At 47.3% G+C, this 19,700-nt stretch carries 17 protein-coding genes; 9 read left to right on the forward strand and 8 right to left on the reverse strand.

Annotated features, from left to right (window positions below; all coding sequences use genetic code 11):
• Positions 1-26 precede the first annotated feature (26 nt).
• Positions 27-821, forward strand: coding sequence for a sulfite exporter TauE/SafE family protein (locus tag IT233_11325; protein MCC7303221.1), 795 nt, complete (start codon positions 27-29; stop codon positions 819-821).
• Here the strand turns inward: IT233_11325 and IT233_11330 are convergent.
• Genes IT233_11330 through IT233_11340 form a run of 3 tightly spaced genes read right to left on the reverse strand, consistent with a single transcriptional unit; the run spans position 738 to position 7,542 of the window.
• On the reverse strand, positions 738-1,466 hold the full coding sequence (locus IT233_11330) for a rhomboid family intramembrane serine protease (GenBank protein MCC7303222.1): 729 nt from the start codon (positions 1,464-1,466) through the stop codon (positions 738-740). The two genes, IT233_11325 and IT233_11330, sit on opposite strands and share 84 nt — an antisense overlap.
• Positions 1,463-3,028, reverse strand: coding sequence for a CotH kinase family protein (locus IT233_11335; protein MCC7303223.1), 1,566 nt, complete (start codon positions 3,026-3,028; stop codon positions 1,463-1,465). Before IT233_11335 ends, IT233_11330 begins: the two co-directional genes overlap by 4 nt.
• A 5-nt stretch (positions 3,029-3,033) precedes the next feature.
• The gene (locus IT233_11340) at positions 3,034-7,542 is read right to left on the reverse strand and encodes a translocation/assembly module TamB (GenBank protein ID MCC7303224.1); all 4,509 of its coding nucleotides are present in this window, start codon (positions 7,540-7,542) and stop codon (positions 3,034-3,036) included.
• On the opposite strand from IT233_11340, the gene tsaD reads away from it, so the two are divergent.
• From tsaD to IT233_11365, 5 genes are read left to right on the forward strand one after another with little or no spacing between them, the layout of a single operon-like run.
• Positions 7,527-8,555, forward strand: coding sequence for a tRNA (adenosine(37)-N6)-threonylcarbamoyltransferase complex transferase subunit TsaD (gene tsaD, locus IT233_11345; GenBank protein ID MCC7303225.1), 1,029 nt, complete (start codon positions 7,527-7,529; stop codon positions 8,553-8,555). The two genes, IT233_11340 and tsaD, sit on opposite strands and share 16 nt — an antisense overlap.
• On the forward strand, positions 8,552-9,205 hold the full coding sequence (locus IT233_11350; protein MCC7303226.1) for a hypothetical protein: 654 nt from the start codon (positions 8,552-8,554) through the stop codon (positions 9,203-9,205). The genes tsaD and IT233_11350 overlap by 4 nt, the downstream gene beginning before the upstream one ends.
• A complete protein-coding gene (gene folP / locus IT233_11355; protein ID MCC7303227.1) occupies positions 9,205-10,044 on the forward strand; it encodes a dihydropteroate synthase in 840 nt (279 codons plus the stop codon). The genes IT233_11350 and folP overlap by 1 nt, the downstream gene beginning before the upstream one ends.
• Positions 10,044-10,832, forward strand: coding sequence for a TIGR00159 family protein (locus tag IT233_11360; protein ID MCC7303228.1), 789 nt, complete (start codon positions 10,044-10,046; stop codon positions 10,830-10,832). The genes folP and IT233_11360 overlap by 1 nt, the downstream gene beginning before the upstream one ends.
• Position 10,833: 1 nt before the next feature.
• A complete protein-coding gene (locus IT233_11365; protein ID MCC7303229.1) occupies positions 10,834-11,685 on the forward strand; it encodes an MBL fold metallo-hydrolase in 852 nt (283 codons plus the stop codon).
• 3 nt (positions 11,686-11,688) lie between these two features.
• Here IT233_11365 and IT233_11370 read toward each other — a convergent pair whose 3' ends face one another.
• Entirely contained in the window at positions 11,689-13,848 is a 2,160-nt protein-coding gene (locus IT233_11370) for a tetratricopeptide repeat protein (GenBank protein ID MCC7303230.1), read from the reverse strand.
• 45 nt (positions 13,849-13,893) lie between these two features.
• Here IT233_11370 and IT233_11375 point away from each other — a divergent pair, with 45 nt between their 5' ends.
• The gene (locus IT233_11375) at positions 13,894-14,559 is read left to right on the forward strand and encodes a hypothetical protein (protein MCC7303231.1); all 666 of its coding nucleotides are present in this window, start codon (positions 13,894-13,896) and stop codon (positions 14,557-14,559) included.
• A gap of 48 nt (positions 14,560-14,607) precedes the next feature.
• Here the strand turns inward: IT233_11375 and IT233_11380 are convergent, their stop codons facing one another.
• Positions 14,608-15,573 (reverse strand): phosphoribosylaminoimidazolesuccinocarboxamide synthase, encoded by a 966-nt coding sequence (locus IT233_11380; protein ID MCC7303232.1) that lies wholly within the window; start codon positions 15,571-15,573, stop codon positions 14,608-14,610.
• Entirely contained in the window at positions 15,557-16,498 is a 942-nt protein-coding gene (locus tag IT233_11385) for a PhoH family protein (GenBank protein MCC7303233.1), read from the reverse strand. The genes IT233_11380 and IT233_11385 overlap by 17 nt, the downstream gene beginning before the upstream one ends.
• Before the next feature lie 86 nt (positions 16,499-16,584).
• On the opposite strand from IT233_11385, the gene IT233_11390 reads away from it, so the two are divergent.
• Both IT233_11390 and IT233_11395 read left to right on the forward strand, forming a co-directional pair.
• Positions 16,585-17,373 (forward strand): SAM-dependent chlorinase/fluorinase, encoded by a 789-nt coding sequence (locus IT233_11390; GenBank protein ID MCC7303234.1) that lies wholly within the window; start codon positions 16,585-16,587, stop codon positions 17,371-17,373.
• On the forward strand, positions 17,370-17,657 hold the full coding sequence (locus IT233_11395; GenBank protein ID MCC7303235.1) for an antibiotic biosynthesis monooxygenase: 288 nt from the start codon (positions 17,370-17,372) through the stop codon (positions 17,655-17,657). The genes IT233_11390 and IT233_11395 overlap by 4 nt, the downstream gene beginning before the upstream one ends.
• 49 nt (positions 17,658-17,706) lie before the next feature.
• On the opposite strand, the gene IT233_11400 is transcribed toward IT233_11395, so the two are convergent.
• Positions 17,707-18,102, reverse strand: coding sequence for a DUF4907 domain-containing protein (locus IT233_11400; protein ID MCC7303236.1), 396 nt, complete (start codon positions 18,100-18,102; stop codon positions 17,707-17,709).
• A 28-nt stretch (positions 18,103-18,130) separates the two neighbouring features.
• A partial coding sequence (locus tag IT233_11405; protein ID MCC7303237.1) for a hypothetical protein occupies positions 18,131-19,700 on the reverse strand: 1,570 nt, incomplete at its 5' end.

A 19,700-nucleotide genomic window follows, 5' to 3' on the forward strand; every position in this document is an offset into this window, starting at 1 on the left:
AACTACTTGTTTGGTATCTTTGAGGCATGGCACTTAGCGGCGCGCTCATCCTTATCCTGCTTGTTTCTGCAGGCGCAGCCTTTCTTACTTTTTTTTCGGGATTCGGACTGGGCACCATTCTGCTTCCTGTTTTTAGCATTTTCTTACCTGTGGAGGTGGCCGTAGGGGCTACTGCCCTGGTGCATTTTATTACCAATATAATCAAGGGCTCTTTGGTTTTCCGCCATGCAGACCGCGGCATCGTAATTCGATTCGGCACGGTTTCCATCCTCGGAGCGCTGGCGGGTGCGTGGCTATTCACCCTGATGGACGCGGAAATTTTGCGGAAATTTTCTATTGGCAGCCTTGCATTCGAAATGAACCTGCCCGGCATAGTCATTGGCACCATTCTTATCGTATTCTCCTTTCTCGAGATGTTACCCGCCGGAAAGGGTTTTCAAATAGGGCGATCGTATCTTCTTTCAGGTGGATTTATTTCCGGATTTTTCGGCGGGCTCTCCGGTCATCAGGGGGCGCTTCGTACGGCTTTTCTCGCACGCACAGGGCTGGGAAAGGAAGCTTTTGTTGCTACAGGTGTACTCATCGCCTGCCTGGTCGACATTACCCGTATCCCCGTATATGCAGGGAAGCTTACTTCATACGCCCAATGGGAAGATCCACTTTTCATTACTACGCTTGTCTGTTCCTGTACAGGAGCGGCAGCAGGCGCAGTTATTGGTAACTACACGCTGAAAAAATCAAGTTATTCTTTTGTACGGTCCGTTGTGAGTGTATTTCTGCTGCTGATGGGCATCCTGATGATAATGGGGATCCGTTGGTAGATTCCCGTCACGATGATGCTGTCGTGATCTGTAATCGTCCGTAAGATGGTCATCGTCCGGTAATTCCTCTTCCCTTTCTTCCGATGGTCCGGCCCGCCGTTTCAGAAATGCAAGAGCCACGCCACTCACAGCCCCCGACAGGTGTCCTTCCCAGGAAATTCCGGGATCAAGAGGCAACACTCCCCAGATTAAACTGCCGTAGAGGAATAATACAATGGCACTTATAAAAAGCAGGCGCCTCTCCCAGCGTATTATTCCACTGAAAAATAAAAATGCGGCAAGCCCGTAAATAATCCCACTGGCGCCAATGTGATTGGTGCCGGATTGCCCAATTATCCACGTGAACAGGCCAGAAAATATCCAGATCATGGCAACTACCTGGTAGGAGACTTCGCGGTAAGTATACAACGTTAGTAGCGTAAGAAGAAAAATGGGAAGTGTGTTTGAAAAAAGATGTTCCCAGTTTTCGTGAAGCAGTGGTGAAAGCAGGATGCCGTAGGCATGGGTTGTTTCGCGCGGTACAATTCCAGGTAAACTGTTACCTAACAGAGTATGCGTAACCGCAAAACTGATCCAAAGCACGGCGGTAAACAGGAAGGCGGATAACACCGAAATATTCCACCTTCGGCGTTCGGTTTCCTTCATTTTTCTTCTGTAATCATCAGCAGGCGTGTGATGTCTCTGCACGGTCCGCCGGTTCTGACAAAATATATTCCTTGTTGCATACCGGTAAGGTTAACCGGTATTTCCATCTGACCGGGTTGCATGGGAATCTGCTGCCTGAAAACGATCCGGCCCAGCACATCAGCGATAAGTAATTCTGTATCCTGGTCTTCTGAAGGTACTCCGAAACGCAGGGTTACTGTTCCGGAAACCGGGTTGGGTATGAGCAGTAACTCCTCGCTTTTATTCTCCGGCAGCAGCTCCCTAAGGTAGCAGCTATAATTCCGGAAACACATTTGCCGGATTACGCTGGTTCTCCTCTTTTTTATAAAATCTTTCAGTCCGGGCACTTCCGTCGCCATTAAAAAAGCATTCACGCCCTCATAGCCCAAATTTTTTTCAAATTCTTCCGTGGTAAACATCCGGTTCTCCTCGGGTTCAGCGTAGACATCAGCGCGTATTCTGCCTGCAAGAGAATCAATGACCGGAAAGAGCCGTGGGGCGGCCAGTTCTGAATAAAGAAAGTCACACATATAGGAATAGTAGGCGGATGCGAATTCAGGCGTGCGGTAGAAATTCAGATGCAAAGGCCGCGAAGTCATTGGATGAAACATGTGGGTGATATCTGTCTGATCCGGCGGATTAGAGAACCACGTTGGAAATGCGCCGAAAACAATACTTACATCCCAGGTGATCCAGCGGAATTTTCCTGTAAGTGAATCATCGTAGATATAATAGTTATGCGCCAGGTGAAGATAAGAGTCAAGATTAACGAACAGATTGTTCAGCACCCAGGCTTTCAGGTACATATCCGAATCAAAATTATCCTGCATGTTCTGATAAAATGCAGTGCCGCTGTTATTAACCTGATCAATGAAGGCAATGAAACGCGACCAGTCGTTGGCAGTTTCATTCGTTTTCAATTCATAATCATTGTAGTACGCCACGGGATCCCAGCCCTGCCATTCCAGCGTACCGTTGGGATCTCCCTTGTACAGATTACCGTCGTTGCCTCCAAAGTGAGTCTGCAGAAACCGTTTATCCACCGGTTCCACAATTTTGTACAATCCCACATATTGACCGTTATAAGAAAGCCTCGCATAAGTACATCGCGGAGCCGGTATCCCGTTTCTGTTCAGGATATCCAGAAAAATTTTTTCCCTCAACATGGTCGGGTCGAAGGAGCTGTTGTTGAGGTGTATAGACCGCAAGCCATCGAGTTCCTGCCCGCTCACATATTCGTTGAACTGAATTTTGACGGGCTTTTTCATTCCCGGATGACCAAAAGTGGAATTTCCCTTCAGCCGCACTCCCACACTGTCCATCGGAATACCGTTGAAAGTCATTTTTCCTCTCATATAAACATCCTGCCCGATGTTGTCACCGAACTGCTTATAGGCCAACAAAGAATCCCAGAAAGCAGGTTGGCCGAATTCAATGTTAATGGTATGAATCTGAGATGAATTAAATATCACATCACCCGGATTCTGGGCATGCAGCATACCGGTGAGTGTGATGAACAGAACAGTGATATGCTTCAGCACCGGCTTCAGGTTGCTTTCTTATTTCTTTTCAGTTTCTCGGTATACCTGCGATAGAGGTCTCCAATGGTTTCGAAATCTTCACGATAAAAAATACCGATTCCCTGAGTGTAAGGAGCCTCCGTATTCACCACGGTATTGTCGTTTGCCTTGTTGAAGGCCTTTACCCGTACTTTTCCGTCGTCCGTAATCTTATATTCTGCGTTAATCTCACCCACAATCGCGTTTGTGTTTCCCTGTGTGCTGTTGTTGGCCACCGACCCGTCAATGATCAGGCGGTCGTTCAGCAGGTGCTTGCTGAGTGCTACTTCCAGCTGGTCGGAACTGATATCGTCACCCGGACGGTAATTTACTCTCAGATCAAATTCAGTAGACACACCGGAAAGAATATTACTCAACTGGTTGCTGAGCATTTCAAATCCGGTAACGCTGGCTACGTTGGCATTAGCGTTGATATCTGAAAATCCTACCAGCGATTGCGGTGTCACAAATGTATTAAGCACCAGAAGAGAAAATACCTGCCGGTTCATTTCCATTTCGGTATTCATGTAACCTTTCACTGTCTGCAACACACTGGCGTCAACACTCGGAAGGTCCACGTCAAAAGAGATGTCGGGGGTGAGCAGGTTCTTTGTCATGTTCAGAACGCAATTCACCGGATAGCGCCGTTTATACACACCCGAAGAGTCTTCCGGAAACATTACCTGCAGGGAAGTTCTTACTTCGTAAAGCGCTTTCAGGTTAATTTCGGCATTATAAGGATCGCCTGTCCACTGTATAGTACTCCCCTTCTCTACCCTGAATTTTTTATTGATAATATTTTGCAGCGTAAAAAGGTATTCTCCTTCCGTAATATTGTAATCTCCGAACATGGCAAAATTACCCAGCGAATTGATTTCCATTCGCAGATTACCGTCTCCCCTTCCCTTGATAATATCTCCCACTTTCGGATCAAACAGAATCTGGCATTCTGCATCCGGCGTTATCTCAAGGTCCAGGTTAAGGGTGAATCCTGACAGATCTACTTTTTGCTGATTCTTCTTAAAACTGATACTGTCCTTATCAATGAAACTTATAAACGTACTCTCGCTGACTTCTGACGGTCCTGAAAGTGGGATAAAGAATTGCGTGTAATCCAATTTCTTGTTACGGGGATTCATGGATTTTTCCGTCTTGAGAGCGGCATCAATCTGCAGCGTCTGATCCACGAAGCCAAACACGTTCACCCGGCCGGTCACAAATGCTTTTCCGTAGTAAAGAGCATTTTGTGCTTCCGTAGTGTTCATGGCCATGAACTTATTGGCCCAGATGTCAATATCCAGCTGGAAGTTAGAGTAATTCTCATGAAAGATCCTGCCGTTCACTATCGCGGTCTGCCCGTAGTAGTCGTTGATCAGCAATGAATCAAAGCGTATGGAACCTGGTTCAAGATAAATGGAATCCGTAAAGCTGTAACTGTTGTTGGGATTCAGGTAATCCATCTGCAGATTTTTCATTTGTAAAACAGCAAAGCCTGTGATCTTCGGGTTGTTCAGTTCCCCTGCGATGTTTACTTTTCCTGAAGCGTACCCGCGAAACCTGCTGAACACACTTTTCAGGAATGGTTCAAAGAACACCAGACCGAAATTGGTGATGCCCACGTCCATATTGATATTGTCCTTCGTCTTTCCCGGAAAATATTTTCCGGAAAATGTGAAATTCTTCTGGTCGTTGTTATATTTCGAAAACGATCCTGAAAGGGAGATCACATCCTTTTGCTTGTCGTAGATAGAAATAACTGATCCCGTGCCAATCTCTTCCTTGTTGATCCACATTTTCTTAAAATCAAATCCGCTGCTGAAAATCAGCTGGGATGGATTATAGAGATTACTGAGGGTAGAACCTCCCGTAATAGTACCCTTCAGTCCGATGCCTGCTCCATGCGTTAAAGCATTGAGATTCCCCAGATTGAAATCCCTGAACTCAACCAGCAGCTGATCTTCCTTGTTCCGGGAAATGCTTCCGTGAATTTTCACCTCCTGCTTGTCGTGCGCAAATACGAGATCATCTATTATGATCTTCCCCGAATCCATAACCATCCGATTAGTACCGCTGATCTTCCATAGTGAATCTTCTACCACGAGGCTGGAATCGGTAGGAAGCAATGAACCGATAATTTTCGGATATTCCACCATGTTCACTAAAAGCTTCAGGTCGCCGCGGTTTGCCTTTTTTGTCTTGTTGCGCCAGTCAATCCCTATTAAAACAGTATCATTAAATAGCCGCGTAGTGAACCGCATTCCATCCATTCGAAGGGTGTCCCTGATTTTCCAAACGTCAGCATAACTGACAAGGTCAAAACTTTCATCGCCTGTTTGAGCTTCGAGTTTCCACCCCTTCATTTCTGTACCGGCAAATCCGATGGAACCGGATTTTCCCTGCATATCAAAATATCCCCGCTTGCTATTGTATTTTCCTTTTAGCGTGGTGGCATGAGCAATGTTGAGATCAGGCATAAAAAGGCGGGTAACCGGCTTCGTGTTCTTGAATACTACCAGGTATTCAAACTCCTCCCTGACCTTCTGCTTCTTCACACTCTTGGATTTAAGATAATCTCTGGGGAGAAGAGAGGTAACATACAACGACATCACATCAAAGAACGATCCTCCCAACTCCTGCAGTCGGTACTTTCCCGTGATATGCACGTCCATCATATCTGAAATAATTTTCAGACTTCGCTTACCTCCCTCCTCATAAGCACGGAGAAGAAAATCCTTCAGTTCAAAACTCTCCGTTCCCTGGGTATAATGAATATTCTTCAGCTTGATATTTCCTTTCGCGTCATCAAGATTGTTCAGTGCCATCAGAATTTCCAAATCCATACCTACTACCAGCGCCGGTGATGTCTTGTATAAATTCAACGTATCCAGATTTGCGCGGTCAACGGTGGCGTTGAAATCCATGGTCATTGGACTTTTCCCGAAATCCGCAGTTCCTTCAAACCCAAAATGGATGTTGGGATCATCTACGCTCATCCGGCCATTGAAAACACGCTTGGCAAGACTTCCCTTTACATCCAGGTTTTTGTAGGCATAATTGTTTACTACCAGGCTGTGTATCTTTCCTTCAATATCGGCTTTGATTTCCTTCAGCTTAATTCCCTGGCCATCTACCACCAGATCCATGCTGATAGAACCCATACTTTCGGAAGAATGCAGGAGTTTCCCGATATCAAATCCCTGACTTCCCAAACGCCCTTTATAACTAACCAGACCCGTCACAGGATCCTGTCGCAGTTTTAAATCCGTATAGACATTCCCAAGTGCAGTTGTAATGTTGCCATGGGAAACCAGATCATAGTAGTATCCGGAAATTCTACCCTTATACTTCACCTTTCCGAGATAGGCCATATTGGGAGAGAGTTCCATGTTTTTTCCCTGATCGTAAGGCGCGAGCGGAATCCGCTCAATGTCCTGCTTGGAGGTGGTCAGGTCTGCAATATCAAGATGAATGTAGGTCTCCTCAAGATTCGGTAGCCCGGTCATTTCAAAATCTCCAGCAAAATGGGTATGATCTCCGAATTTCAGATCCATATCTCTTGCTTTAAGATCAGAGAGCGGCCCGGAAATCTTTCCCGAAAATGACGCTGAACGGTCAAAACCGATGAGATCGGGCACAAAATATCCAAGATCACTCACCCACAAACGAACGTCTTTAAGCTCAGCTCTGATCTTCACTTTTTCCATAAATGCGTCGAATGCTTCGTAATTCTTGTAGCGCAAACTGAGGTTGGTAGAAATAACACTTTGATTCAGTGCAAGCAGCAAGCCGGTAAATTTCATCTTATCCGGTGCGATGCTGAACTGGGAGGTAAACTGGCGAATGATCATGCCGCATTTCTCTTTTCCTTCCAGTTTGGCCAGCCGCAGGGAGACGGTATCTTCCTCCAGGCTGATTTCGGTGATCAGGGCCGACACATCGGAAAAGCTCATATCCGAAAAATTTAAGCCCCGGGTGGTGGATGTGTCATGGTGATCTTTGTAAGTAAAATGGATTTTTTCAAGGATCAGGTCTCCGTAAGTGATATCCCAGGATGCAGAATGTGTATCCGTTGTATCTGTTGTTGCAAATGCATCGGCAAGAAACTGAAAATTCATCACCGAATCATCCGCATAACGGGCAATGCCTACTGTGGCATGGCTCAGTGAGACCTTTTCAATATTCATTTTTTGCTTCGTACGGTCAAATCCGGAAATTACTGCGCCGAGCTCTTCTGCGTAAAGCAGGGTGTCGTTCTTCAGGTCCAGTACCAGCACCTCACGGAATTTCAAGCGATTGAAGAAATCCACCTCCACGGTTCCCACCGAAATCTTTCCCCCGCTCTCTCGCTCCAGCCACGATCCCATCTGACCGGTTAGCCAGGTCTGAAAAGTATAGCTCTGGATGAGTAAGAAGAGCAGCAAGCCCAGCACGAGCAGGCCACTCACGGTCCAGGCCGAGGCCTTCCATAACTTTTTGATAAATTTGCCACCGGCCATTACCTTACAAATTTAATCATTCCTGCGTGGTGATACTTGGTATAGAATCGTCGTGTGACGAAACCGCTGCTGCTATTCTGAAAGACGGCAAAATTCTTGCCAATGTGGTGGCCGGACAGGCTGTGCATTCCTCCTATGGAGGTGTGGTACCGGAACTGGCCTCCCGCGCCCATCAGTCCAATATCGTTCCGGTGGTACATGAAACCCTTAAAAAAGCAGGTATTCCCGGCGCGGATATTGATGCCGTTGCCTATACACAGGGGCCCGGACTCCTGGGTTCTTTGCTTGTGGGAAGCAGTTTTGCAAAATCCTTTGCACTGGCCTTAGCCATTCCTGTTATCCCGGTAAATCACATGCAAGGGCATGTGCTCTCCCTGCTCCTTGAAAACACACTTACTTTCCCGTTTCTTTGTCTGACGGTATCAGGCGGGCATACTCAGATCGTTAGGGCAGACGCCCCGTTGAAAATGAAGGTACTGGGAGAAACGGCCGACGATGCAGCTGGTGAGGCGTTTGACAAGGCCGCCAAGGTGCTGGGACTCCCCTACCCGGGCGGACCGCTGATCGACCAGTACGCAGCGCAAGGTGATTCAAAGCGTTTTCACTTTCCTAAACCCCAAATGCCCGGAATGTCATTTTCCTTTTCCGGACTGAAGACCTCCTTCGTGAATCTCGTACAAAAAATGAGTCCGGAAGAGAAAAACGCTTCACTGAACGATATTTGTGCTTCCTATCAGGCAGTAATTGTGGATATTCTGTTATCCAAACTCGCCATTGCGGTTAACACTACAGGAATTACCCGTGTAGCCATTGCCGGAGGGGTGGCGGCCAATTCCGGATTAAGATCGGCGCTGAAAGAAGCCGAAAAAAGACAAGGATGGGAGGTATTTATTCCTTCGATGAGATACTGCACCGACAATGCATCCATGATTGCCCTGTCGGGATATTACCTGTACAAATCGGGAATCACCGGAGATCAAAAAGATACATCACACGCACGTCTCCCCTTATGAAAAAAATACTGTGCGTACTGCTCCTGATCAATTCATCCATTTATGCCCAGGACAGCATCCGGAATCACCTTCCAAGGAAACAGGGAACCCTCAAAACGAATCCATTTGTGATGATCATGGGTGGGCTTCCGCTGGCTTCGGAATACAGGATTATTTATGAACTTACCACCGGATTCCGTGTGAGCCAGCAAATTGGTTTCTCGTATCTGGGGCGCACAATCCTGTACCGTGCACTGGCGGATGCGCTCGACACCAATTATACCTACGATGTGGTATTCCGGGGTTTCCGGATACAGTATATGTACCGGGTTTTTATTGGGAAAGAGGCACAAGCTCCCGAAGGATGGTATTTCGGACCGGTAGCTTCCTTTGCCACCGGAAGACTTTCCCTTGGCGCCTGGATGACGGGCGGGCGGTACATAGAATTCCGGCACGGTTATGCCTGTTTAGCCCTGGGCCGCCAGGCCCGAGTGGGCGATCGTATCGTCTATGATTTTTATATGGGTATGGGATACAGAAAAAATATCGCCGAAGAACATTTTCCCAATCACACTACCCGGCTGATGCATTTCGACGAATCCGACCTGGAGAGGTATTATTACGGACATTTCAAATTCTGTACCGGAGTGAACTTCGGTATCATCTTCTGATGCAGTATACATTCGGTCATAAGAAACTTTCCTTACTGGAGCCTTCCGTGATGGGTATTGTGAATATCACACCCGACTCGTTTTACAAAAACAGCCGTGCGGAAAATACAGAACGTGTGATTGAACATGTAGCGCAGATGATCCATGAAGGAGCTGCGGTGATAGATCTTGGTGCTCAGAGTACAAGACCGGGTGCTGCGAAGATCACGGCAGAGGAAGAACTTACCCGCCTCATCCCAGCACTTCAGGCCGTTCGTTCTGCTTTTCCGGATCACATCCTCTCGGTAGATACATTTTATACCGAAGTGGCCGGCGAAGCCATACGTTGCGGAGCCGACATCATCAACGATGTGATGGGTGCTTCCACGGAAGGAATGACGGACCTGATTGCCAAAGCAGACGCCGGTTATGTGCTGATGCATATCCAGGGTGAACCTGCTACCATGCAGCAACACCCTGAATACCGCCATGTAAAAAATGAAGTTTTCTCTTTTCTGGAATCCACAGCGCAGCGCCTGACAAAATCCGGTATCCGCAAGTTATTCCTTGATCCCGGATTCGGTTTCGGGAAAAGTCTGGAACATAATTATGAATTGCTTGCGGGACTGAACAAATTATGTTCCCTGCCTTACCCTGTGCTGACCGGACTTTCCCGAAAAAGCATGGTGACCAACGTGCTGGAGGTTACGGCAGAGGATGCCCTCAACGGCACATCCATTTTGCACTGGATTGCGCTCGAGAAGGGGGCACGAATACTCAGAGTACACGATGTGAAGGCCGCCGCTCAGGTGATTAAAATCCATAACTTTATCACAAATCAAAAAAGAACCGGAGTGTGATTTACCTCCTTTTTCCTGTTTTTCGCGATTTTTCAGTGCTGGATGCCATAGACATCCTGCTGGTATCCATTTTGCTCTATCAGCTCTATCAGCTGGTACGCGGAACCATGGCCATCAATATTCTTATCGGTATTCTGGCAATTTATCTCGTATGGAAAACCGTGGAGTTGCTGGAAATGAAATTGCTGGGAGAGATTCTCGGTAAATTTATCGGCGTGGGTGCTATCGCCCTCATTATCGTATTTCAGCAGGAGCTGAGGCGTTTTCTGCTTTTTGTGGGAACGAGTGAAATACTGAGCAGAGGTTCACTCCGTAGAAACTGGTTCACCTTTGCCCGTAAACGAAGCGTAAATATTGATCTTTCTCAACTGATGCGTGCCTGCCGAAACATGAGTGAGAGCCGTACCGGCGCTCTTATTGTGATTGCCGGATCCTCCGACCTGAATTTTTTTTCCGATACAGGAGAACAGGTGGATGCCCGACTGACCTCCCGAATGCTTGAAAGTATCTTTTTTAAAAACAATCCGTTGCACGATGGTGCAGTAATCATTAAGGACAACAGGATTCAGGCGGCCCGTTGTGTGTTGCCCGTCACGGAAGATCAGGAATTTCCCGCACACCTTGGCATGCGCCACCGGGCAGCAGTGGGTATTACAGAAAATTCCGATGCGATCGCCATTGTGGTGTCTGAGCAAACCGGAGAAATGGCAGTAGCAAATGGTGGCAAACTGAGCACCGGACTCAGCACGGAACACCTGCGTGAAACACTGGAAGCTGAACTCAGATGATATGGAACTTTGCGTAATCAATACCGGATTTTTTAAACTGGACGGTGGTGCTATGTTCGGCGTGGTGCCAAAATCGCTTTGGTCTAAAACCAATCCGGCCGACAGTAATAATATGTGTACATGGGCCCTCCGTTGCCTGCTGGTTAAGGACGGAAACAAGGCAATCCTTATAGATAATGGCATCGGAAATAAACAGGATGAGAAGTTTTTTTCTCACTACTACCTGCACGGAAAGGATTCACTGGACGGAAGTCTGGAAAAGGCCGGTGTTTCGCGGAAGGATATCACCGACATGTTTCTTACGCATCTCCACTTTGATCATTGCGGCGGAAGTATTGAATATAACCCGGACCACAGCCATCTCCAGCCTTCCTTTGCCAACGCACGGTACTGGAGCAATCCTGAGCACTGGAAGTGGGCTACCGAACCCAACGCACGTGAAAAGGCCAGCTTCCTTAAAGAAAATATTCTTCCCATTCAGGAAAGTGGCCAGCTGCACATGATCCCTTCGCCTGGAACACTGCAGGATATTCACCCGGGTATCTCCGTTTCCTTTATGCGCGGACATACCGATGCAATGATGATCCCTCATATCAAACTGGGTGATAAAACGGTGGTATTCATGGCGGACCTTCTCCCTTCGGCCGGACATATACCATTACCATATGTAATGGGATATGACACCCGACCCCTCCTTACACTTATGGAGAAAGGAGAATTTCTAAAGGCCGCTGCCCGAAACAAATGGATCTTATTCCTGGAACATGATCCCGAAAATGAAGCCTGCACAGTGCAGGAAACTGAAAAAGGGATCCGGCTGGAAAACAAAGGACGACTCGCAGACTTTATTTAAAGCCTAGACCCTAACACCAATAACGAGTATGTCATCCACCTGTTCCAGGTCTCCCTTCCATTCTTCATGCTTGCGCAGGATCTCTTGCATTTGTTCTTCCATTGAGAAAGAACCGAGTTTGCTCAGGATATTCTGAAACGGCGCATATTTGAACTTCTTTCCCTTAGGCCCGCCGAACTGATCCGCATAACCATCCGAAAAGACATATATCCTGTCTCCCTTTTCAAGAGTGAACTGCTGTATGGAAAATTGGGCTGAACCGGCCGTACCAGTAGCACCCACTGGAAATTTATCCGGCTTTAGCTCAATCACCTGATCATTCCGGAATATCCAAACGGGATTGAAGGCTCCTGAATACGTAAGTACATTTTTTTTAGTATCCACGCTGCATAAGGCAATATCCATTCCGTCGCGCACCATCAGACTTCCCTCGTCCTGTGTTCGCAGTGCTTTGGCCAATCCTTTACTCACAGAATTCAGCAATGCATCCGTACGGGTAATGGCATATTCATTGAGCGACTGGTTCAGCAGATTACTGCCCATGATAGACATAAAAGCTCCCGGCACTCCATGTCCTGTGCAGTCGGCGGCTGCAAAGAAAACCTGATCGCCAAAGCGTTCAAACCAGTAAAAATCCCCGCTCACTATATCTTTCGGCCGGAAGAAGATGAAGGAATCCGGGAATACATCTCTGAAACGGTCGATCGGAGGCAGGATCGCCTGCTGCAAACGCCGGGCATACCGTATGCTGTCCTTGATATCTTTGTTCTGCTCCTCCACGATCCTGTTCTTCTCCTGGATCTGAATATTCTTTCCCGCCAGTTCTACATTGGCTTTTTTCTTCTGCCGGTAACTTCGGTGAATTAAAAATGCGAAAACAACCATCAGCAGCGCTACTCCGGTTACACCAAGGATCATAATGCGCTGCCGGGAGTTTACCAGTTCCTGGTTCAATGATTGTTCCCTCAGGAACTTGTTTTCATGCTCTTTCTTTTCTGTTTCATATTTGGTGTTCATCTCTGTAATCTGGCGGTTCTTTTCTTCATTGAAAATAGAATCCTTAAGAGCGTCTGCCTGCCGTGAATACTGATAGGCCAGTTCGAATTTTTTATGCTTTGCGTATAAACGGGATAAGGAGGCATAGGAGTCCTTCTGCTGCATCTTATGACCGATGGATTCTGAAATCTTAATCGACTTTAAAAAATACCGCTCTGCATTTTGAAAATCGTCCATGGCATAACACACCTCGCCGAGATTATTCAACGATTCAGCCTGGCCCTGAAAATCTTTTCGTGACTCCGAAAGCTGAAAGGATTTCTGCAAATACTTCAGCGCCTCAGTGTAATTCTTCATTTCCTGATAAATCAGCCCAATATTGTTATAAGCATTCCCAATTTCAACAGAATCGCGGACCGATTCCGCCGCGTTAAGGGCAGATTTAAAATGAAAAAGTGCACTGTCCGGTTTATTCTGGTAATAGTAAACAGAACCCATATTGGTATGGATCCTGCTCATTCTGTCTTTCATATTATAATCCAGGGCAAGTCCGAGTACCCTTTTGAAAAACTTCAGGGCCTTTCCAGATTCGTTTAACTGTACAAAGGACCATCCGAGATCCAGCAGAATCTTTAATTCACTGGCCGCTACCGCTGTGTCGCGGCGGCGTAATAATTCCTTTTCAGTCATCTCCAGTCCCGCCAGCAGCACCTGATGCGCTTTATCATACGCTCCCTTATAGATCATAGCTTTCCCAATACCACGGGTTGCTTCCACACGTTCCTTCAAATATTCATTCGGAGGAAGAAGATCCAGGCAACGCTGAAAATTTACCAGTGCTGAATCATTATTGAAATTTCGGATATAAAAATAGCCCAGATGCAGTGCGAGCAGCGCTTTCACCGGCACACCGTTTCCAAGATTCAGTGCAGACATCTCCCGCACTATTTTGTGAAATTCCCCTGAGTCACGGGGATTCTCAAGGAGGCGGATAAGTTCCAGTCCTGCTTTAAACTTTTCATCAGAGTTCGCGGCAGTTCTGAAACGGTTTTTGAGGGAATCGTTTGCATCAACAGGAAAAGCGACGGAGACCGTAAAGAGAAGAACGCATAATAGCCGGAGGGTCAGCATATTTTTGGTCCAAACATAATATAGCAATTTATGCATTTTTTTTCTATACTTGCAGAACACTAATCCAAAAACACAACATTTATGGGAAAAGGAACAGTAAAAGGGGGCGGCTCCAGCACGCATGATCAGTTGATTGTATCAGATCCGGGCAGCGGCTCCGGAACCGATACCGGCATTGGCATTGGATCCACGGCACCCGGCACACGTATTGAAGAAGGAAGTGAAATCTCCTTTACAACAGCACCCGGCATCTCCGTTTCCCCGGGTGACCTCGTCGAATTCACTCTGAATGCCGACGGAACGGGAACTGTAACCGCTAAAATTTCTTCAGGGAAACTGATCACGGGAACCTACGATCAGCAACTCGTTGTGAACTCAACCTCCTCCGCCCTTATCCTGAACGCCACCGTTTCTGGTAAAATTACCTGCAACGGCGGAACCCTGGTGGTGGCCGGCGCGTGCGTGATCGACGGGAAAGTAGATATTGACAGCGGCTCCACCGTGATCATGAAAGGAAACCAGATCAAAGTCAACGGCAAGGTGGATAGCCTGAACCAGAACAAACTGGTTTTGAAAGGCGGCGTAGTGGTAGACGGAAAGATCACATCTACGAACGATAAATCCATAGTGATCCAGGGATGCACGATCGAAGGCAAACTGGAAGTTGCCGGTGCGCAGCAATGCGCAATTACCGGCAATACGATCAACGGAAGAGTTGTGGCCGGCCCACCCTGCGTGGTCTCCTGATCCTGTCTTATTATAAAAAAAGATCCCGGAAAAAACGGGATCTTTTTTTTAGTGTGCGCTCAGCCAGTCTTCCACATTCTTTCGCACCCTTTCAGACACCCTGTTCACATCCGAGCGGATGAATTTCTCACCGGTGATGTGCTCGTATAATTCTATGTAACGTTCTGATATCTCCTTTACTTTCGCATCCGTCATCTCCGGGATATTCTGCCCCGTTTTCCCCTGGAAACCATTCTCCATAAGCCATTCTCTTACAAATTCTTTGGACAATTGCTTCTGTGCTTCTCCTCTCCTCTGCCTTTCCTCATATCCCTCTCTGTAAAAATAACGGGAAGAATCCGGAGTATGAATTTCATCAATCAGTAAAATTACCCCATCTTTTTTTCCGAATTCATACTTGGTATCCACTAGGATGAGGCCCATTCTTTCCGCGATCTCCGTGCCCCGTTTAAAAACCGCCTGTGTATAGCGCTCCAGCTCTTCATAATCTTCCCGGCATACCAGCCCCTGACGGATAATCTCTTCCTTTGAAATGTCCTCATCATGCCCTTCGGAAGCCTTGGTGGTGGGAGTTATGATGGGTTCAGGGAAGCGGTCGTTTTCCTTCATTCCTTCAGGCAGTATTACACCGCAAAGTTCTCTCTTCCCCGATTTGTACGTTCTCCATGCATGACCGGAGAGATACCCCCGGATCACCATTTCCACCTTAAAAGGTTCGCATTTATGTCCGATGGTTACCATAGGGTCAGGAACATCAATAATCCAGTTAGGGACAATATCTGCCGTAGCCTTCATAAAACGAGCTGCAATCTGGTTCAGCACCTGCCCTTTGTAAGGAATTCCGCGGGGAAGCACTACATCAAATGCGGAAATGCGGTCAGAAACAATCATCACAAGGTACTTGCCGGAAATGTCGTAGACCTCGCGGACTTTCCCTTTGTAATATCCCGATTGTCCGGGGAAACTGTAATTCGTGGCGGTGATGGCCTCGCCGTTCTCAGTCTTTGTATGCATGAATGATTTGTTTTACAAGATGATGTCTTACCACGTCTCCTTCATCAAGGTAAATGAACTCTATGCCCTTTATGCGTTGCAGACGTTCAATCGCGGGCCGGAGTCCGGAAGGCTGGGCACGGGGAAGATCAACCTGGGTTTCATCGCCCGTGATCACAAATTTTGCCGACGGCCCCATCCGGGTAAGAAACATCTTCAGTTGCGCTGCGGTAGCGTTCTGTGCCTCGTCGAGAATTACGAATGCGTGGTCGAGGGTTCTCCCTCTCATAAATGCCAGAGGGGCAATTTCCACCACTCTCGATTCCATGTACTGCTCCAGCTTGTCCGCCGGAAGCATGTCGTACAGCGCATCATACAATGGCTGAAGATAAGGATCCAGCTTTTCTTTCATGTCGCCGGGAAGAAATCCAAGGTTTTCACCGGCTTCGACGGCCGGCCGGCACAAAATCATCTTTTTTACTTCCTTGTTCTTCAGTGCCCGCACCGCCAGCGCCACGGCTGTATATGTTTTTCCTGTTCCGGCCGGACCAATAGCGAAAACCATGTCGTTTTTGCCTACCGCACTAACCATTTTTCTCTGATTCGGGGTCCGGGCTTTTACCACCAGGCCGGAATTACCGTAAACGATGATATCTGAACTTCCCGCCTCAGCATTCATCTTAGGTACCGGGCCTTCGCTTCTCAAAATATGTTCCACGTCAGTGAGGGTAAGCTGAGAAAACCGGATGAGATGCTCCAGCATACTCCCGAACCTTATCTCAAACTCCCGGATATCCTTCTCCGGCCCCATCACCTTCAATTGGTCCCCTCGCGCAACGAGCTTCAACTTCGGGAAAGATTTCTTCAGTAAAAAGAGATGTGAATCGCCTGCACCAAAGACCTCCAGAGGGTCTACCTGATCAATATGAAATACCTTCTCGCCCAGGGATGGCGGTTTTTATATAAATTTGAGCAACAAAATTAAGAATCCGCAGACAAAAAGCATTCGTATTTATTCACGAAAAACCAACAATGTCTATCATCACACTTACTACGGATCTGGGGCTTAAAGACCACTATGTTAGCGCGGTGAAGGGCAAAATACTGAGTGAATTACCCGAGGCAACGATCGTGGATATCTCCCACCAGATCACCCCCTTTAACATCATCCAGGCTGCATATGTACTCCGGAACGCCTGGCACCACTTTCCTGCCGGAACGGTGCATATTATGGGTGTGAATATGGAAACGGTGGATGATCTACGGGATATTCAGAGACCCTATATCGGCGTTTCCTGTGAAGGACATTACTTTATCGGGTACGACAGCGGGGTGTTCGGATTCATTTTCGATAAAGTTCCGGACCTCGTAGTCGAACTCTCGATCAAGGAGGAAACCCCACTGAAAACTTTCCCTCTCCGCGATGTATTTGTAAAAGGAGCTTGTCATCTTGCACGCGGAGGCACGCTGGAGGTGATTGGAAAACGGAAGGACAGCATGCATACGCTTCCCATCGGGATGCCGGCCGTTACAGACAACTCCCTGCGCGGAATGGTCATATTTATTGACTCTTTCAGCAATGTGGTGTATAACATCACCGAGAAGCAGTTCCGGGAAGTGGGAAAGGGAAGAGATTTTACGATTTACTTCCGGAGCCACCGCATCCAAAAAATTTCTTCCAACTACCGCGATGTGCTGGCCGGGGAGATCCTGGCGCTGTTCAATTCTTCCGGTCATCTGGAAATCGCGCAAAATCAGGGACCTATCGGAAAACTCCAGAGTGTTCACCTTACGGATCCTCTTATGATCGAATTCACATGATTATTCGTCTGGTAAAAATGACCTTCCGGCCGGAATGCACGGAGGATTTTGTTAAGATTTTTCTAAAATACCGCAGGGAAATTTCGAACTCCCCCGGATGTTCCCACCTGGACCTTCTCCGAGATAAGCAGGACCCCGGCGTTTTCTTTACGCTCTCTCACTGGGATGGGGAAGAATCGCTGCTCGCCTACCGGAACTCAGAACTTTTTAAGATTGTATGGCACCAGACAAAGCAGCTGTTTGCATCTGACCCACAGGCCTGGAGTACGGTGGTGGCCGGATAGTTTTTCATCGGCCCGCGGGCACTGCACCCGGAATATACATTCCTGTAAATTATTTCAGTACCCCGAGGCTATCCAGCTCCTCCAGTGTAACGCTGGGCGGCATGATATTGTTCTTGACTTTGTAGGCCACCAGCTCTCCCGTTTTCCGGGCCCTTTCTTCCTCTATGAAACCATCGTTGCCGGGAACAGCAGGAATGTTGGGTTGATGTATATATGTTTTCCCGTCAATCTTAATATCGTAACCAAATCCCTTCTGTCCCCCTCCTGCAGCGGCATTCTCAAATACTACAACCTCTACCGTGGCATCTTTGTAGGGATTAATTTTCGGAATGGTATCGGTATGCACGGTGGTTGAGTCGCCTTTAACGTGTGTGTCTGCAGGCGTTGTTTCATTTCCGCAGGAGGTCAGTCCGAAATACAATGCTATAACAATCAAGTTTTTCATCTTACATTAACTTACATTATGTGTCATCCTAAAAAAAGTATACTCTGATCTTCTCCCGCTGCCATTTTTCCCATTCTCCTTTGTAAATGTACGCTGCGATGATATCCTGCCATTTGTTCTGCTGGTAAAAATACTTCAAAACCTCGATGCACGGGCCGGCGAGGCGTGTATTAGAACTCATCAGGGCATTAAACAGGTTTTTCATCATCTGCTCATCAAAATGGCCGAGACGTTTAAGTGTTTCGGCCGCATTCACGCGGGTCCTGAACTCGTAGGAAAGGGATGTATAATTCACCAGATCTTTCAGGAACTGCTCGTTTTTGGTATGGCCATACGCGATCTCAAGCCATTTGATTCTTACATTTCTCCCTACCGTGCCTTCTATAGCAGCGGTACGCTCAAGATAAGCTCCTATGTTTTCAGGCTTAAGACGGCACAGTAATTCCAGGGTAGAAGCAATGAATTCGTAGGAAGAGTCGGTCAGGCATTTTTCGAGATCGGTAATAATTTCTGCAGGGAATGCGCGCACATGCGCCACCACATGCTTTTTTACCTGTACATCCGCTCCAACGAGGGCATCTTTAAGCATTTTAAGAGTCTCCGCGTCGGTTTGCGATGACAACTGGTAGATTACCTCCCCTTTGATAACATTGAACTTGTCGGCGTAGAAGGCTTTTAGCAAGGCGGCTTTTTTAAGCTCCACAGGTACAGAACGAAGTGCGAGTGCGGCATCGTAGCGATCCAGGTAATATTTCGCACCGGTAACCTGGCTGAGAAGCATGACAGCGGTTTTTTCAAACTCCACAGATTTCATTACTTCATTGTTCGGATCAAACAGAGCATACGCTACTTTTTTTCCGGATGAGTTAGGAAGCAGCACTACATGATTTTTCTCCCGGATCCATTCTTGTTTGCGCTCCATGCTACCATCAGTATAGTGTACTTCAAACCAAATGGGCATCTTAAACAGTCCCACCGCATCCGACACTGTATGCGTTTGCGTAACATTGAATTCAGAAGCGCCGGGGATTTCCCGGAACTGAACTTTGTATGCCGGTTCACCCCCACGATACACCCATTCATCCCAGAACCAGGCAAGGGAATATCCCAGCACTTCTTCAAATGCCACCTGAAGATCATGGGAATCCACATTTCCGTATTTATGCTTGTTCAGGTAATGTTTGATGCATTTGTTATATGCTTCCTTACCGCCTACCACGTACTTGAGCATATTGAGAACAAAAGCGCCCTTGGGATAATGACGTGTGCTTCCTGCATCGCTATGAGCAACGGGGAGAAAGTTCTTTTTAGTTTCTTCCAGGGAATTTATCTGTGCGTTTCTGCGCTGCATATCAAAGTGATCCCAGCCCATCACTTCCCTTTCGAACATCTGGTTGTAGTAGGTGGCAAAACTTTCCTGCAGCCAGTGATGTGCTGCGGAACGTGCGGTAATAAGATCGCCGAACCACTGGTGAGCGAGCTCGTGGGCATTCACGCCCACATAGTACCGGTCATTAAAAGAACGGCGGTCCACCATCAGGAAATCCCCGAATACGGTGGCAGTGGTATTTTCCATCGCACCGTCCATATAATCCTGG

It is taken from the genome of Bacteroidia bacterium, assembly GCA_020852255.1.
Classification (GTDB): domain Bacteria; phylum Bacteroidota; class Bacteroidia; order JADZBD01; family JADZBD01; genus JADZBD01.

Excerpts from the sequence above, each read along its gene's own strand:
- IT233_11325 (MCC7303221.1), top strand. The coding sequence starts at position 27 with ATGGCACTTAGCGGCGCGCTCATCCTTATCCTGCTTGTTTCTGCAGGC.
- IT233_11330 (MCC7303222.1), bottom strand. The coding sequence starts at position 1,466 with ATGAAGGAAACCGAACGCCGAAGGTGGAATATTTCGGTGTTATCCGCC.
- IT233_11340 (MCC7303224.1), bottom strand. The coding sequence starts at position 7,542 with ATGGCCGGTGGCAAATTTATCAAAAAGTTATGGAAGGCCTCGGCCTGG.
- IT233_11350 (MCC7303226.1), top strand. The coding sequence starts at position 8,552 with ATGAAAAAAATACTGTGCGTACTGCTCCTGATCAATTCATCCATTTAT.
- folP (MCC7303227.1), top strand. The coding sequence starts at position 9,205 with ATGCAGTATACATTCGGTCATAAGAAACTTTCCTTACTGGAGCCTTCC.
- IT233_11365 (MCC7303229.1), top strand. The coding sequence starts at position 10,834 with ATGGAACTTTGCGTAATCAATACCGGATTTTTTAAACTGGACGGTGGT.
- IT233_11370 (MCC7303230.1), bottom strand. The coding sequence starts at position 13,848 with ATGCATAAATTGCTATATTATGTTTGGACCAAAAATATGCTGACCCTC.
- IT233_11375 (MCC7303231.1), top strand. The coding sequence starts at position 13,894 with ATGGGAAAAGGAACAGTAAAAGGGGGCGGCTCCAGCACGCATGATCAG.
- IT233_11380 (MCC7303232.1), bottom strand. The coding sequence starts at position 15,573 with ATGCATACAAAGACTGAGAACGGCGAGGCCATCACCGCCACGAATTAC.
- IT233_11390 (MCC7303234.1), top strand. The coding sequence starts at position 16,585 with ATGTCTATCATCACACTTACTACGGATCTGGGGCTTAAAGACCACTAT.
- IT233_11395 (MCC7303235.1), top strand. The coding sequence starts at position 17,370 with ATGATTATTCGTCTGGTAAAAATGACCTTCCGGCCGGAATGCACGGAG.
- IT233_11400 (MCC7303236.1), bottom strand. The coding sequence starts at position 18,102 with ATGAAAAACTTGATTGTTATAGCATTGTATTTCGGACTGACCTCCTGC.